Origin of the sequence: Cryobacterium sp., assembly GCF_025463825.1 — a bacterium.
Classification (GTDB): domain Bacteria; phylum Actinomycetota; class Actinomycetes; order Actinomycetales; family Microbacteriaceae; genus Cryobacterium.
In genome coordinates this window covers 34,724-48,460 of sequence record NZ_JAODBG010000035.1, presented here as the reverse complement: position 1 = coordinate 48,460, position 13,737 = coordinate 34,724, and the positions used below count along the sequence as shown (strand labels likewise).

Annotated in this window: 14 protein-coding genes and 1 pseudogene; 8 read left to right on the top strand and 7 right to left on the bottom strand. The window is 70.7% G+C overall.

The genetic code is table 11. The features are described from left to right. Positions 1-76: 76 nt before the first annotated feature. The 5 genes from JWP54_RS04335 to JWP54_RS04315 form a co-directional block, all read right to left on the bottom strand. On the bottom strand, positions 77-1,558 hold the full coding sequence (locus JWP54_RS04335) for an NAD-dependent succinate-semialdehyde dehydrogenase (RefSeq protein WP_297367768.1): 1,482 nt from the start codon (positions 1,556-1,558) through the stop codon (positions 77-79). Between the two features lie 117 nt (positions 1,559-1,675). Beyond that, positions 1,676-2,149 (bottom strand): hypothetical protein, encoded by a 474-nt coding sequence (locus JWP54_RS04330; protein ID WP_297367766.1) that lies wholly within the window; start codon positions 2,147-2,149, stop codon positions 1,676-1,678. Between the two features lie 329 nt (positions 2,150-2,478). Further along, entirely contained in the window at positions 2,479-3,072 is a 594-nt protein-coding gene (locus JWP54_RS04325) for an isochorismatase family protein (protein ID WP_297367763.1), read from the bottom strand. Between the two features lie 24 nt (positions 3,073-3,096). After that, on the bottom strand, positions 3,097-4,491 hold the full coding sequence (dacB, locus tag JWP54_RS04320) for a D-alanyl-D-alanine carboxypeptidase/D-alanyl-D-alanine-endopeptidase (RefSeq protein ID WP_297367759.1): 1,395 nt from the start codon (positions 4,489-4,491) through the stop codon (positions 3,097-3,099). A 452-nt stretch (positions 4,492-4,943) separates the two neighbouring features. Next, on the bottom strand, positions 4,944-5,930 hold the full coding sequence (locus JWP54_RS04315) for a Gfo/Idh/MocA family oxidoreductase (RefSeq protein WP_297367756.1): 987 nt from the start codon (positions 5,928-5,930) through the stop codon (positions 4,944-4,946). Between the two features lie 60 nt (positions 5,931-5,990). Between JWP54_RS04315 and JWP54_RS04310 the strand changes: the two genes are divergently transcribed. From JWP54_RS04310 to JWP54_RS04285, 6 genes are all read left to right on the top strand, one after another. Next, positions 5,991-6,179 carry a multidrug transporter gene (locus JWP54_RS04310; protein WP_297367753.1) on the top strand — a complete coding sequence of 63 codons (189 nt, stop codon included), beginning with the start codon at positions 5,991-5,993 and terminating at the stop codon, positions 6,177-6,179. A gap of 170 nt (positions 6,180-6,349) precedes the next feature. After that, positions 6,350-6,559 (top strand): hypothetical protein, encoded by a 210-nt coding sequence (locus JWP54_RS04305; protein WP_297367750.1) that lies wholly within the window; start codon positions 6,350-6,352, stop codon positions 6,557-6,559. Positions 6,560-6,632: 73 nt separating this feature from the next. Further along, a complete protein-coding gene (locus JWP54_RS04300) occupies positions 6,633-9,353 on the top strand; it encodes a LuxR C-terminal-related transcriptional regulator (protein ID WP_297367747.1) in 2,721 nt (906 codons plus the stop codon). Positions 9,354-9,479: 126 nt separating this feature from the next. Beyond that, positions 9,480-10,160: a hypothetical protein gene (locus JWP54_RS04295; protein ID WP_297367744.1), complete on the top strand. Its 681-nt coding sequence runs from the start codon at positions 9,480-9,482 to the stop codon at positions 10,158-10,160. A gap of 19 nt (positions 10,161-10,179) precedes the next feature. Then, positions 10,180-10,422 (top strand): hypothetical protein, encoded by a 243-nt coding sequence (locus JWP54_RS04290; protein WP_297367741.1) that lies wholly within the window; start codon positions 10,180-10,182, stop codon positions 10,420-10,422. After that, positions 10,419-11,099, top strand: coding sequence for a DUF2306 domain-containing protein (locus JWP54_RS04285; RefSeq protein ID WP_297367738.1), 681 nt, complete (start codon positions 10,419-10,421; stop codon positions 11,097-11,099). The genes JWP54_RS04290 and JWP54_RS04285 overlap by 4 nt, the downstream gene beginning before the upstream one ends. A gap of 59 nt (positions 11,100-11,158) precedes the next feature. Here the strand turns inward: JWP54_RS04285 and JWP54_RS04280 are convergent, their stop codons facing one another. Then, entirely contained in the window at positions 11,159-11,932 is a 774-nt protein-coding gene (locus JWP54_RS04280; protein ID WP_297367735.1) for an SGNH/GDSL hydrolase family protein, read from the bottom strand. Between the two features lie 53 nt (positions 11,933-11,985). Further along, positions 11,986-12,726 carry an SGNH/GDSL hydrolase family protein gene (locus JWP54_RS04275; protein WP_297367732.1) on the bottom strand — a complete coding sequence of 247 codons (741 nt, stop codon included), beginning with the start codon at positions 12,724-12,726 and terminating at the stop codon, positions 11,986-11,988. Positions 12,727-12,836: 110 nt separating this feature from the next. Between JWP54_RS04275 and JWP54_RS04270 the strand changes: the two genes are divergently transcribed. Further along, positions 12,837-13,505, top strand: coding sequence for a MurR/RpiR family transcriptional regulator (locus tag JWP54_RS04270; RefSeq protein WP_297367729.1), 669 nt, complete (start codon positions 12,837-12,839; stop codon positions 13,503-13,505). Further along, positions 13,403-13,729, top strand: a pseudogene (locus JWP54_RS04265) (phosphoesterase); the annotation flags it as partial. The gene JWP54_RS04270 and the pseudogene JWP54_RS04265, both read left to right, overlap by 103 nt. Positions 13,730-13,737: the final 8 nt, after the last annotated feature.

The window sequence follows — 13,737 nt, the reverse complement described above, 5'->3', positions numbered from 1 at the left end:
TCCGGGTCCGCGAAAGCGGTCTAACGGTCGCTTCGGAGCGCTCACGTGACCGTTTGACCGCTGTCGAAAGACGGGGTCAGTCGTAGTCCACGAAGGGGTCGGGGGTGAGGGTGTATTTGGTGGACAGGTACTCGTGGATGCCCTCTGAACCGCCCTCGCGGCCCAGGCCCGACTGCTTCACCCCGCCGAACGGGGCAGCGGCGTTGGAGACCACGCCCATGTTCAGGCCCATCATGCCGGTCTGCAGGCGTTCGATCATCCGCTGGCCACGGGCGAGATCACGGGTGAAAACGTAGCTGACCAGCCCGTATTCGGTGTCGTTGGCGATGCGCACGGCGTCGTCCTCGTCGTCGAACGGCACGATCGACAGCACCGGGCCGAAGATCTCTTCGCGCAGGATGTCGCTGCCCGGCTGCACCCCGTTGATCACGGTGGGCTCGAAGAAGGTGCCCGTGCCGTCGAGGGCGTGCCCGCCGGTGAGCAGGGTGGCGCCGCGGCCGAGGGCATCCTGCACCAGGGTGTCGGCCTTGGTCACCGCGTCGGCGTTGATCAGCGGGCCGATCTTGACGCCGTCCTCGGTGCCACGGCCCACGGTGAAGCCGGCGACGGCCTCGGTGACGCGGCGGGCGAACTCGTCGGCGACGGATGCCTGCACAATGAACCGGTTCGCGGCGGTGCAGGCCTGGCCCACGTTGCGGAACTTCGCGGCCAGGGCGCCCTCGACGGCGCGGTCCATGTCGGCGTCGTCGAAGACCAGGAACGGGGCGTTGCCGCCGAGCTCCATCGACGTGCGCAGCACGTTCTGCGCCGACTGGGCGATGAGCTTCTGGCCCACCCCGGTGGAGCCGGTGAAGCTGAGCTTGCGAAGCCGCGGGTCGGCGATGATCGGCTCGGAGACGGCGCCCGAGGTGGAGGTGGTGAGCACGTTGACCACGCCGGCGGGCAGGCCGACCTCCTCGAACAGCTTGACCAGGTACAGGGTCGTGAGCGGGGTCAGCTCGGCGGGCTTGATCACGACGGTGCAGCCGGCGGCGAGCGCCGGGGCGATCTTGCGGGTGGCCATCGCCAGCGGGAAGTTCCACGGGGTGATCAGGTAGCTCGGGCCGACCGGGTGCTGCGACACGATCATGCGCCCGGTGCCCTCGGGGTTGGTGCCGTACCGGCCGGTGATGCGCACGGCTTCTTCGCTGAACCAGCGCAGGAACTCGCCCCCGTAGGTGACCTCCCCGTACGATTCGGCGAGCGGCTTGCCCATCTCCAGCGTCATCAGCAGCGCGAACTCGTGCCGGCGCCCGTGCAGGAGATCGAAGCTGCGGCGCAGGATCTCCCCGCGCACCCGCGGCGGCGTCGCGGCCCAGGCATCCTGTGCATTGGCGGCGGCGGCGAGGGCCGCCAGACCGTCGGCGACTCCGGCGTCGGCGATGGTCTTGATCACCTTGCCCGTGGACGGGTCGTGCACGGTGAGTGTGTTCCCGTCGGCGGCGGGCACCCACTCACCGTTGATGTACAGCTCGTTGGGTACGTGCTGGAGTAGCTCTGCTTCGGTTACGTGCGCCACAAATGCCTCCCGTGAAGTCGTCGACTTCAAATGTACTCGCGTGCCACTGGAGGTAGCTGGGGCGTTGCGGCGTGGTCGGTGCGGGCGTGTCGGCCGTGGATGTGACTCCGCCGCAGGCTACCGCTTGTCCGCTCCGGCCGTCGCTGCCCTGTCGGTCGGCAGGACGCCCAAGCAGAGCAGCACGCCGATGAGCTGCAGTACCCCGGTGCCGAAGTACAGCGTGTGCAGCAGCGAATACCCGGGCAGGATCGCCACTTCCACGAAGATCCAGATGAGCATTCCGAACCCGGCGATGGCGGCCGCAGCCAGGTACCACGGATGCCGAAGGTGCTGCAGCAGCACCGCGTTCGCCTGGGTGCCGCCCACAACCAGCAGCAGGATGAGGCCCGGCACCAGGAAGGAGTCGAACGGGGTGCCCACCAGCCAGCTGATGGGCATGCCCATCCCGTTCGCGAAGATCAGGCCGAGCGCTCCGCCTACCGCCGAGACCAGAGTGAACCAGCCCACCACGAGCAGCGCCACCCACCAGCGGCGGGGTGCGTGCGTATCAGTGCCTGGCACTGCGAAATGGACGGGGGTCGAGGTGGCCATGCCGCCATCCTGTTCCTCGCTCGAGAGGCCCACAATCCCCCGCTCGGGCCACACCGGGAAGGGGCCGCACAGGCCACCTCACCCAGCGACGCATCCGCGAGATGCCACTTGAGGCCCGTTGGGCGCGCCCCAAGGGGGCTCAACTGTCATCTCGCACGCGGGCTACAGCCCCGAGAGGGGGCCGCGCACGATCGAGTCGCCGGAGTGGGCCGGGTTGCCGGGCATGTCGGCCGTGAGTAGTCACACCTCTCGCCGGCCGCGAAGGGGCATGTTGGGGCGACTCCGCGCACCACACAACTGGCGCGGATGGTGCTGGCGCGCGCTCGGGACTACCGGGCGAGGGCGTCGGAGGTGGCGAGCACCGCGCCGGCGTGGGCGAGTTCGGCGAGGGCCCGCTCGCTCGCGCCGGAGTCGACGCCGGCGACGAGGTCGGTCAACACACGTACGTGCTGGCCGTGGGTGAGGGCGTCCAGGCCCGAGGCGCGCACGCAGAAGTCGGTGGCCAGGCCGACCACGTCGACATCCGTCACCCCCGCGGCGATGAGCAGTTCGCCGAACTTCTCCCCGCCGGAGTCGACGCCCTCGAAGATCGAGTAGCCGGGCGTCCCCTGGCCCTTCTGGATGTGCACGGTCGCCTCCGGCAGGGTCAGCGCCGGATGGTACTCGGCACCGGCCGTGTCGGCGACGCAGTGCACGGGCCAGCTGGCGGTGAAGTCGGGGGCGTCGTCGACCGCGAAGTGGCCGCCGTTGTCACCGTCGGCGTCGTGCCAGTCCCGGGAGGCGTAGATGTGACCGTACTGGCCGGCGTTCGCGGCCAGGAACGTGCTGATGCCCGCAGCCACGTCGGCGCCGCCGGTCACCGGAAGTGCACCGCCCTCGGTGAAGTCGTTCTGAACGTCGATGATGATCAGTGCGCGGGTCACGGAAGCACTCCTGTCGGTTGTGGATCAGTTGTTCGAGAGGTTGTTCCCGCAGCGGAAGAACCCCGTCGTGATGGTGTCGATCGCCTGCTTCGCATTATCGCCCACATCGCCCAGCGCGTATACGGCGAAGGTGAGGGTGCTGCCGTCCTGCGCGCGGATGACGCCGGCGAGGGTGTACCCGGTGTCGATCCAGCCGGTCTTGGCGAATACCGCACCGTCGGCATCCGCGTTGGCACCGGAGAACCGGTCGCTGTACGACAGTGAGCCGGACGGGCCGCCGGCGATGGGCAGACCGTCGAAGATTTCGCCGAGGCTGCCCTCCCTGGCGTTGATCTGCCGGAACAGTTTGGTGAGGTACGCCGGCGGCACGGCGTTGTTGTCGGAGAGGCCGGAGCCGTCGGCGATGAGGATGCCGGTGGTGTCGATGCCGTACTCGGCAAGGCCCGCGAGCACGGCGGGCTGGATGGCGGTGAAGGTGTTGCCGGTGCCGGACTCCACCGCCACGAGCCGGGCGAGCATCTCGGCGAGAGCGTTGTCGGACACGATCAGGGACTGCTTGATCAGCACCCCGACGGGCTGGGACTGCACGGACGCCAGCACCGCGGCGCCGGCCGGGGCGGTGCCGACGCTGACGTCCACGGCGCCGCCGAGCTCGTCGGCGAACGCCGCGCCGGCCTGGCCGACCGGGTCCTCGCTGCGCGCGGAGGTGCTGGCGTACGGGTCGGCCCTGCCGCCGTCGACCTGCAGCGCGGTGATCGGCGGCATGTACCCGTCGGTCTGTTCCTTGCGGTCCCAGCTGGGTTCCCAGTCCGGGCCGCCGAAGTAGCCGGAGTCCAGCAGCACCGAGGTGATCTCGGTGTCGCCCATCGCGGCGCGGGCCTGGTCGGCGAGGTCGTCGAGGTGCGCGGCGCCGTCGTAGAACGACTCGTCGCCGGTGGAGGTACTCGACAGAGTGAGGTCGCCGCCGCCGACGAGCACCACCTGGCCCGGTTCGGGGCCGGCCACGACGGTGGTGGTGGCCCGGTAGTCGGCGCCGAGCACGCTCAGCGCGGCGGCGGAGGTGAGCACCTTGAGCACGCTGGCGGCGCGGGATGCGGTGCTGCCGCCCCGGTCGAAGAGCACCTCACCGGTGTCGGCGTTCACGACCTGCGCCTGGAACTCCCCCAGGCGGGAGTCCTCGGCCAGGCCCGCGACCGAGCAAGTGCGCAGCGGAGTGGAGACGGTGGCCGCACCGGGGGCGGGGCGGGCCGCCGGCGTCGTCGGGGTGGGGGTAGGGGCAGGGGCAGGGGTCGGGGTTGCGCTGGTCTCCCCGGCGGCGATGGATGCGGCGGGCTCGGTGCCGGCGGTGGCCGCGCCGGCCCAGACGGCTCCGCTGCCCAGCAGCACGAAGGCCACGGCTGCCGCGACGAGCACCTTCACTCGGCGGCCTCGGTCAGAAGCGTCAGTTGCCGCGTGCGTCGTCGTCGGATGCGCAGCCTGGAGCTCGGTCGGCTGGTCGGCTCCTGTGGCGGAAGGGTCGCCTCGCTCAGGCTCAGGCCGGTCTGGAGTATCCACCCGGGCATTTTAGCGAGCGTGGGTGTGAGCCGGCCAGAGAGGTGCGGGGCCAGAGGTGCGGGGCCGTGTGCCGCCGTTCTCCGTGGAGGCAGCCCGCGCGGCACAGGCCCCTTACTCGCGCGTCGGTGCTCGCGGCACGAGTTCACACACGCGCCCCGGCATCCGGGCGTGGGTAACTCCCCGCGTGCGAAAGTTCTCGCAGCTCGCGATAGTGCTCGCAGCATGCGATATTGCGCGCTTTTTCACACGCCGCGAACATTTTCGTCTGCCGCGAACGTTCAGTACCGCCGCGAGCGGAGCAGACCCGAGCAGCCCGGCTATTCGCCGGGGTAGACCAGCCCGATCTGCGCGCGGATCTCGTCGAGGGTCTCCATGATCTGCACCGACTCGGTCACGGTGAGCAGCTCGCTGGTGATCAGGCCCGCCGCCACCAGGCGCTCCGCCTCGACGGCCTGGAAGTGCATGCCCCGCCCGGTGATCTCGGGCGTCTCGTACGTTTCGACGACCTCGTTCGCGCTGTTGTACACGCGGAACGTGGTGGGTGAGTACCAGACCTCGTCGATCTGGATGCGGCCCTCGGTGCCGAGGATGCTGGCGGTGTTGGGTCCCTTGGTGTCGCTCGCGGAGATCAGGGTGGCGATCTGGCCGCCGGGGTATCGGAAGATCGTGGCGACCTGCGCATCCGCCCCGGTGTCCTTGAACGTGGCGGAGGCGAGGATGGTCTCGGGCCGGCCGAACAGGGCCGACGCGAACGACACGGGATAGATGCCCAGGTCGAGCAGCGCGCCGCCGCCGAGCTCGAGCGCGTTGATGCGGTGGCCGGGGTCGTCGGGCAGGTCCTGGGTGTGGTCGGCGATCAGGCTGCGGACGTCGCCGAGGGTACCGGCGGCGAGAATCTCGCGGATGCGGCCCATGTGCGGCAGGAACCGGGTCCACATGGCTTCGAGCAGGAGCAGGTTCTTGCTCTCGGCGAGCGCCGCCAGCTGCCGGGCCTCTCCCGCGTTGACGGTGAGCGGCTTCTCCACGAGCACGTGCTTGCCGCCCTCGAGCGCGAGGGTGGCGTGGTCCACGTGGAACGGGTGCGGGGTGGCCACGTAGATGATGTCCACCTCCGGGTCGGCCGCGAGCGACGCGTAGCTCGGGTGCGCGGTGGGGATGCCGAACTCGGCGGCGAACGCATCCGCACCGGCCTGGCTGCGGGAACCCACGGCCTGCACCGTGAAGCCGTTCTTCACGAGGTCCCCGGCGAATTGGTGGGCGATTCCGCCCGTGGCCAGGACTCCCCAGCGGAGTGCATCAGTCATGCTGCGAGCCTAGCGAATCCGCTTGGCGGCACTCAAGAAAGCTGTGTTATTGTGCCGGTCATGACTGAAAAAGACCCGGCCGACAAGTCGTTCGACGAGAAGCGCCACGACCAGCTCACGACCGCGCCGCGGGCCGACGAGGCGGATGCCGCGCCGCGGGTGACCGTGCAGAAGACCGACGACGGGGTGACCCGCATCGACGTCGCCGACACCGCCGCCGTGCGACCCGGCAAGCCCGTCCGGGAGTAGCCGACGCGGCTTGGTGCCGCGGGCCTGACCGGCCGATCAGCCATGGGCATCCCGCGGCACAACGCAACCCGGGAACATCCCGCGGCACACCGCATACCGGGTGCGGCCGGCGCGACAACCGTCACCCGGCGTTTGCCCGCCGGTCACCGGTGCCGCCTACGCTGGCGGTCGTGAGCGAGAATCTGCTTCTCCACCGCCGCCCGGTTCCGCACCAGGCCGTGCCGAGTCCCGTCGCCCCGCCGCGGCCCGCGGTTCCGGCCCAGCCGGCCTTCGCCGCCCGAAACTCCCCTGTCGACCTGTTGTTCCGGGCGCTGTGGCAGCTGGTGGGCGGTTACGTGTTCCTGGTGCTGCTGGTCAAGGACCGCAAGCTTCCACAGTGACCGGGAGACGGCATCGGGGGGAGCCGCCCCGTCCGTCCGGCGACTGTCCCTGCGATGTCCCTAGGATGAGACCATGGCGATGCCGGTCCTGGGCACCAAACTCTTCGTTCCGCCGCTGCGGAAGCGAGCTGTGCCACGGCCTCGCCTCGTCGAACGGCTGCACGAGGGGCTTTCCTCCGGCCGAAGACTGACGCTCATCTCTGCCCCGGCCGGTTTCGGCAAGACCGCGCTGGTGTCCGAGTGGATCGCGGACGCCCAACGGCGGAATTCCCGGATCCGGGTGGGCTGGCTGTCGCTGGACGAGAGCGACAACGATCCCGCCCGGTTCCTCACCTATCTCGGCCACGCCCTGCACCGGGCGGATCCCGGAATCGGCCGAGAAGCGGCGAACCAGCCGGCTGGCTCCCTGATTCCCACGTTGACCGCCCTGATCAACGCCATCGCCGCCGGCGAGTTCGACATCATCCTGGTTCTCGACGACTTTCAGCTGATCGAGGACCCGTCGATTCGGGACGCCCTGGTCTTCCTGCTCGAACACGCTCCGTCGGCGTTGCACCTGGTCATCGTGAGCCGCTCCGACCCGCTGCTGCCGGTGGCGCGTTTGCGGGCGGGCGGAGTGCTCACCGAGCTGCGTGCGGCGGACCTGCGCTTCAGCACCGTCGAGGCCGCCGCCTTCCTCAACGAGATGATGGGACTGGGGCTCTCGACCGCGGACGTCGACGCGCTCGAAACCCGCACGGAGGGTTGGATAGCCGGCCTTCAGCTGGCGGCCCTGTCCATGCAGGAACGAACGGATGTCGCCGGCTTCATTCAGGGGTTCACCGGGAGTAACCGCTTCGTGATCGATTACCTCGCCGAAGAGGTCCTGCAGAGCCAGAACGAGAGCACCCGTGATTTCCTGCTCCGTACAGCGGTCCTGGAGAGGCTCACCGCCTCCCTCTGCGATGAGCTCACCGGCCAGCCGGGCGGCGCGGCGATCCTGGAATCGCTGGACCGCGACAACCTGTTCGTCATTCCGCTGGACGACGGTCGCCGGTGGTACCGCTATCACCACCTCTTCGCGGACGCTCTCCGAGCCCGCCTGTTGCGGGACCGGCCCGACCTGGTGCCGCAACTGCACGGCCTGGCCAGCGCCTGGTATGAGGAGCACGACCTGCCGGAGGAGGCCGTCACCCACGCGTTGGCGGCCGCGGACTTCGACCGGGCGGCGCGTGTGATCGAGAGCATCATTCCCTCCATCAGGAGGAGCCGGCAGGACGCCACGCTGCTGCGCTGGTTGGCGCTCCTCCCCGAACACGTCATCGACCGGCGACCAGTGCTCGGTGTCTACCGTGCCTGGTCGTCCATCGTGGCGGGCGATCTGGCGGCCGTCGAACCGAGACTGCACGCCGTGGAGATGGCGCTCGCGGCCACCGCCGCCGACGGCGCCAACACACACCTGTCGCTGCCGGGTGAGGAGCTTCAGAAGCTGCCCGTCTCGATCGAGGTGTACCGGGCGGCCGTGGCGCAGTCGCGAGGGGATGTGGCCGGCACGCGGCAACACGCTCAACGAGCCCTGGACCTCACCCGCCCCGATGACCACCTGGGGCGCAGCGCGGCGGCGGGTTTCCTCGGTCTGGCCTCCTGGGCCGCCGGTGACCTGAAGGCGGGGGTGCGGGCCTTCCGGGAGGTCCAGACCGGGTTGCGATTGGCCGGAAATACGGCGGACCTCCTGGCCACCACCATCGTGCTGGCCGACATGCTCATTCCGCAGGGGCGCCTGTGGGAAGCCCAGTCCGCTTTCGAGCGCGCCCTGCAGCTGGCGGCCGAGCAGGGCGACCCGCCCCCGCAGTCCACCGCGGACCTGCACGTGGGCATCAGTGAACTGTTCCTGCAACGCAACGACCTTCCGGCCGCCGCCGCACACCTCGCGGCAGCCGAGGCCTTGGGTGGACGGGCATCCACGCACGAGAACCGGCACCGGTCGTATCTCGCCCTGGCCCGGCTCCGGGAGGCCGAGGGGCAGCCCGAAGCCGCCCTGGACCTGCTCGCCACCGCCGAACGCCTGTACCTGCGGGGGTTCTTCCCCGAGGTGCGCCCGATCGCCGCGATGAAGGCCCGCCTCTGGATCTCACAGGGCCGGCTCGCTGAGGCCGAGGCGTGGGCCGATGAGCAGGGGCTCACGGCGGCGGATGACCTGAGCTACCGGCGCGAGTTCGAACACATCACCCTGGCCAGATTGCTGCTCGGCACGCACACGGGTGCCCGGCAGCCCGGCAGCCTGGACGACGTGACGGGGCTGCTGGAGCGGCTGCTCACGGCGGCGGACGCGGCCGGGCGCACCGGATCCGCCACCGAAATCCTCATCCTGCAGTCGCTGGTGCACGCCGCCAACGGCCGCACAGCTCAAGGGCTCGCGCCGTTGAACCGGGCGCTCCGGCAGGCGGAACCCGAGGGGTACATCCGGCTCTTCCTCGACGAGGGCGCACCCCTGGCGGTGCTATTGCGGGCGGCGGCGGAGACCGGGGTCGTCGGCGACCATGTTCGCCGACTCAATCGAGCCTTCCGGCAGGCCGACGGCACGGCCGGGGCCATGGCGGCGGCCCGGTCCGACCGGCCCTTGACGGCTCTCAGCGAGCGGGAACTCCACGTGCTCAGGCTGATGGCCACCGAGCTGAGCGGCCCTCAGATCGCCGGCGAACTGTATGTCACCGTCAACACGTTGCGCACGCACACCAAGCACATCTTCGCGAAGCTCGAGGTCAACAGCCGGCCGGCAGCCGTGCGGCGTGCGGAGGCCCTGGGCCTGATCTAGGCCCATCCGCGCACAATCACCACCCGGCATCACATCGCGGGGTGATGCCGGCGGAGAGCTGCCTTCGTAGATTCAGATTGTCCGCAGGCGCCCGCCTGGGGCAACCCACAAGCAAGGAGAACGGCCATGAACATCACGCCTGCCACGCTGACCCGGGGAGCCGGCCTCGCCGCCGCCCTGTCCGGGCTCATCTACATCGTCATCCAGTTCATCCATCCCCCGGATCGGATCGAATCCCTCACCACCGCGCTGTGGGCGACTGTGCACGTCCTCAGCTTCGGCATGGCCGTGCTCGGCCTGATCGGGCTCACTGGCCTCTACCTGCACCAGGTGACAAGGATCGGGCTGCTCGGCCTGATCGGATACCTGATGTTCGGCTTCTTTTTCGTCCTGCAGTCGGCGTTCAATTTCGCCGAAGCGTTCATCGCCCCGTTGATCGCAGTCGACGCGCCGCAGCTCGCGGTGGACATCGTCGGACTCTTCGGCCGGTACCCGGCCGTGACCGACCTGGGCCCGCTGGCCGCCCTCCCCCTGGTGGGGCTGCTGTTCTACGTCCTCGGTGCCCTGGTGTTCGGTATCGCCATCCTCCGCGCCCGCGTCTTGTCCCGCGGAGCCGGCATCCTGCTGATCGTCGCGGCCGCCCTGACCCCCGTCGCCGGCCTGCTGCCACATGCCATCGAACGGATGGCCGCTGTTCCCATGGGACTGGCCCTGATCTGGCTCGGCTACTCGCTCTGGTCCGCCCGGCGCGGCCTGGTGGAGCAGGCCGACCGAACCGGGCACGAGCACCGCACGCACGCCGTCTGACCCGCCGAAAGCCAGCGCGATGAGCACGTCATCCTCCCCGTCCCCCGACCCCGGCTGGTATGAGATCCGCCTACAGGGTCAGCTCGATTCGAGCTGGGCCGAGTGGTTCGACGGCCTCACGCTCACGGCCGACAGCGATGGCACCACCACCCTCACCGGGCCGGTCGCCGATCAGGCCGCGCTGCACGGGCTGATGAGACGGGTCGGCGACCTGGGGGTGCCCTTGATCTCGGTCAACCCCCTGAGGAGACGGCACTCATGACAAGAAGCATCCCGGCACCAGCGCCGCCCCGCCGCGACCGGCCGAGCCGGTCCCGACGGGCGTGGCTCGCACCGACGGGGCTCATCCTCCTCAGCCTCATCCCGGTGCTGGCCGGGGCAGCTCGCCTGACGGAGCTGACGGGCGGAGCCGTCGTCACCGACCACAACGCCCGGTTCCTCGGCTCCCCCGTCCCCGTCGTGACCCACATCATCAGCGCCACCCTGTACAGCCTGCTCGGGGCCTTTCAATTCGTGCCCGCACTGCGGCGACGCCGCGGCGGTTGGCATCGTGTCGCCGGGCGCGTCCTTCTGCCCGCCGGCCTGCTCACCGCCCTGACGGGCCTGTGGATGTCCGCCTTCTACCCGCATCCGCCCGGTGACGGCACGCTCCTGCTGGTGGTGCGGTTGGTCTTCGGTTCCGCAATGCTGGCCAGCCTCATCCTCGGGATTGCCGCGATCGTGCGGCGCGACTTCATCCGCCACGGCGAGTGGATGACGCGGGCGTACGCCATTGCGGTGGCCGCCGGCACTCAGGCCCTGCTGCTCATCCCCGAAACGATGATCTTCGACCAGACCGAACAGCTGCCCCGCGCCGTGACCATGGGGACCGCTTGGATGATCAACCTGGCCGTGGCGGAATACGTCATCCGTCGGCGGGCCCGGCCGGCGCGAGCGTAGATCGCCGCGCGCCGACCGGACGCGCTACTGGGCGAACCGTCTGGGCGCCATCCGGCGCCTCAGCGGTCGCGGATGCCCGACAGCACCCGTTCGGCGATCGCCCGGTGGCCCTCATCGTTGACGTGCACCCCGTCCACGGTCACCATCCCCGGTTCGATCACCACCGGGTCGATCAGGCTCACGTAGTCGGCGCCGACGCTGGCCGCGGTCTCCTGCACCCATTCGTCGAGCTCCACGATCAGCTCGTTCCCCGGCTGCGCCGTCGACGGGCCTACCGCGATGATCCGGGCCTGCGGCAGGCCCTCCCGAATCAGGTCGTAGGTCTCGGTGACGGCCGCGCGCACCGCGTCGGGGTCGGCGGCGAGCGCCGCCAGGTCGTTCTGGCCGCCGGCGATCACGACGATGTCGGGTTGCGCGGCCACTACGTCCGGCACGCGTTCCAGGTAGGTCGGGCAGTAGGCCAGGCCGCAGCCGCCGAGCCCCGACGTGGTGACGAATCCGGTGCCGCCCTGACCCTGGTTCACCTCCACCCAGCCGGCCTCTTCGGCCACGAGCGCCGACCAGCGGCGGGACGGCTCGGAGGCGCCCCAGCCCTGCGTGTAGGAGTCGCCGAGGAACACCGCCGCGGTGTCGCCGGGCGGGATCGTGGGCGACGGCTCGGCCGGCGGCAGCAACGATTCGGGCACATTCCGGCCGGCTCCGCCGAGCACGACCGCCGCGACGGCCCCGCCGATCACGACGGCGAGCGCCGCGCCGGCCAGCAACCACAGCCACAGCCACCGGCGCCGGGGTGCTGCGCCGGGCGAAGACGTTCGCAAGCGCCCGGTGTCCATGGCCCCAGCATAAGAGCATCCGCGCACTCAGGCCCGCCGGCGCCGGGCATCGTTCAGTGAGCGCGCAGGTCTGCGAGCACCCGCCGTGCGATAGCAAGGTGACCGGTGTTGTTCACGTGCACCCGGTCGGGCACGACCATCGGCGCGGCGATCACGGTGGGAGCGAGCAGGCTGACGTACTCGGCATCCACCTCGTCCGCGGCGGCGTGCACCCAGGAGTCCAGTTCCGTGACGGCCGGGGTGGCCGGGGTGGGGGTGGACGGCCCGACGGCGATGATGCGCGCATCCGGCAGGCCCTGCCGAATCAGGCGGAACGTCTCGTTGACCGCCGCCCGCACCGCATCGGGTTCAGTGGCGAGCGCCGGCCGGTCATTCTGCCCGCCGGCCACCACGACGACATCGGGTGCCCGCTTGACCACCTGCATCGCCCGCTGCACGTACGCGGGGCAGTAGCCGGCGCCGCACCCGTTCGATTCGGCGATGGTGTCGTACCCGGTGCCCACCCCGCCCTGGTTCAGCTCGGTCCAGCCGGCCTCCCGCGCCACGAGCGTCGACCAGCGCAGGGACGCCGTGGTCGCGCCCGCCCCAGCGGTGTAGGAGTCGCCGAGGAACACGGCCAACGGCCGCGCCGCCTGGGCCGGCGGAGCCGATGGGCCACCGGCCGATGCGCCGCCCGCGCCGTGCCCGCCCGCGACAGCGCCGCCGGCACCGCTGAGGCCCATCAGGCCAAGTACGGCGAGGAACAGGAGCCGGCCCCGACGGGGTGCGGCGCGCGTCGGGAGGTCAACAGGCATTGGACCAGCTTAGGAGCCCCGGCCGTTTCCCCGGGTTGGCTATGCTGCCGACACGATCAGGGTCGCTGTGATCACCGGGACAGCGCGCAGACCAAGCACGGGAGCACACCATGGCCGGCCTCCACCCCCTCCTGCCGCGGCCCACCGACGGCAGTGCTTTGCTGCGCGTGCGCGCCGCCCTGCCGCTGCTCGGGCCGAGCGAGCGCCGGGTCGCCCAGGTGATCCTCGAGAGGCCGGGCGCGGTCACCGAGTGGTCCACCGCCGAGCTTGCCACCGAGGCGGGCACCTCCACGGCCACCGTGGTGCGCGCCTGCCAGAACCTCGGCTTCCGCGGCTTCCAGCACCTGCGACTCGAGGTGGCCCGGGCGGCGCCCACCGACGCCGAGCCGGCGGAGGATGCGCATCCGCTTGCCCGCATCTTCGCCGACGCCGGCGTCGCCATCAGCCTCGGCATGGCCAGCGTCGACGCGGCCGGCATAGACGCGGCCGTCGAGGTGCTCGCCGGCGCGCGCCGGCTGGTGCTGGTGGGCACCGGCTTCTCCGGGCCGCCGCTGCAGGATGCCGCGATGCGGTTCGCCACCCTCGGCCGCGCCGCCGAAGCCCCGCTGCCGGCGTCACTCCCGAAGCCGTCGTCGTCACCGGCGACCTCCTGCAGCGCGGCCACGCCGAGGTCTACGACAGGGTCGACGCCGCACTGCTCGAACTCGGTGAGCGGGTGGCCGCCCCTGTGCTCACGGTGCTCGGCAACCACGACGACCCGGTCGCCGCCCGCCGCCTGACCGGCCACGGTCCAAGCCACCACCGGGTGGTCACCGTGGGCGCGGTGCGGTTCGTGCTGCTAAATTCCAGCAGCGGCGCGCTCGACGCCGAGCAGCTGGACTGGCTGGCCGAGACCGTCGCCGAACCGTTCGGCATGGGCACTGTCCTCGCCGTGCACCACGCGCCGGTGCCGTCGCCGCTGCCCACCCTGTCGAAGATCGGCCTGCGCGAGCCCGAGCCGCTCGCCGGGGC

What these genes read in the sequence shown, in the direction of transcription:
- JWP54_RS04330 (WP_297367766.1), bottom strand. Translation starts at nt 2,149, where the DNA reads ATGGCCACCTCGACCCCCGTCCATTTCGCAGTGCCAGGCACTGATACG.
- JWP54_RS04300 (WP_297367747.1), top strand. Translation starts at nt 6,633, where the DNA reads ATGGCGATGCCGGTCCTGGGCACCAAACTCTTCGTTCCGCCGCTGCGG.
- JWP54_RS04285 (WP_297367738.1), top strand. Translation starts at nt 10,419, where the DNA reads ATGACAAGAAGCATCCCGGCACCAGCGCCGCCCCGCCGCGACCGGCCG.
- JWP54_RS04310 (WP_297367753.1), top strand. Translation starts at nt 5,991, where the DNA reads ATGACTGAAAAAGACCCGGCCGACAAGTCGTTCGACGAGAAGCGCCAC.
- JWP54_RS04315 (WP_297367756.1), bottom strand. Translation starts at nt 5,930, where the DNA reads ATGACTGATGCACTCCGCTGGGGAGTCCTGGCCACGGGCGGAATCGCC.
- JWP54_RS04290 (WP_297367741.1), top strand. Translation starts at nt 10,180, where the DNA reads ATGAGCACGTCATCCTCCCCGTCCCCCGACCCCGGCTGGTATGAGATC.
- JWP54_RS04275 (WP_297367732.1), bottom strand. Translation starts at nt 12,726, where the DNA reads ATGCCTGTTGACCTCCCGACGCGCGCCGCACCCCGTCGGGGCCGGCTC.
- JWP54_RS04270 (WP_297367729.1), top strand. Translation starts at nt 12,837, where the DNA reads ATGGCCGGCCTCCACCCCCTCCTGCCGCGGCCCACCGACGGCAGTGCT.
- JWP54_RS04295 (WP_297367744.1), top strand. Translation starts at nt 9,480, where the DNA reads ATGAACATCACGCCTGCCACGCTGACCCGGGGAGCCGGCCTCGCCGCC.
- JWP54_RS04280 (WP_297367735.1), bottom strand. Translation starts at nt 11,932, where the DNA reads ATGGACACCGGGCGCTTGCGAACGTCTTCGCCCGGCGCAGCACCCCGG.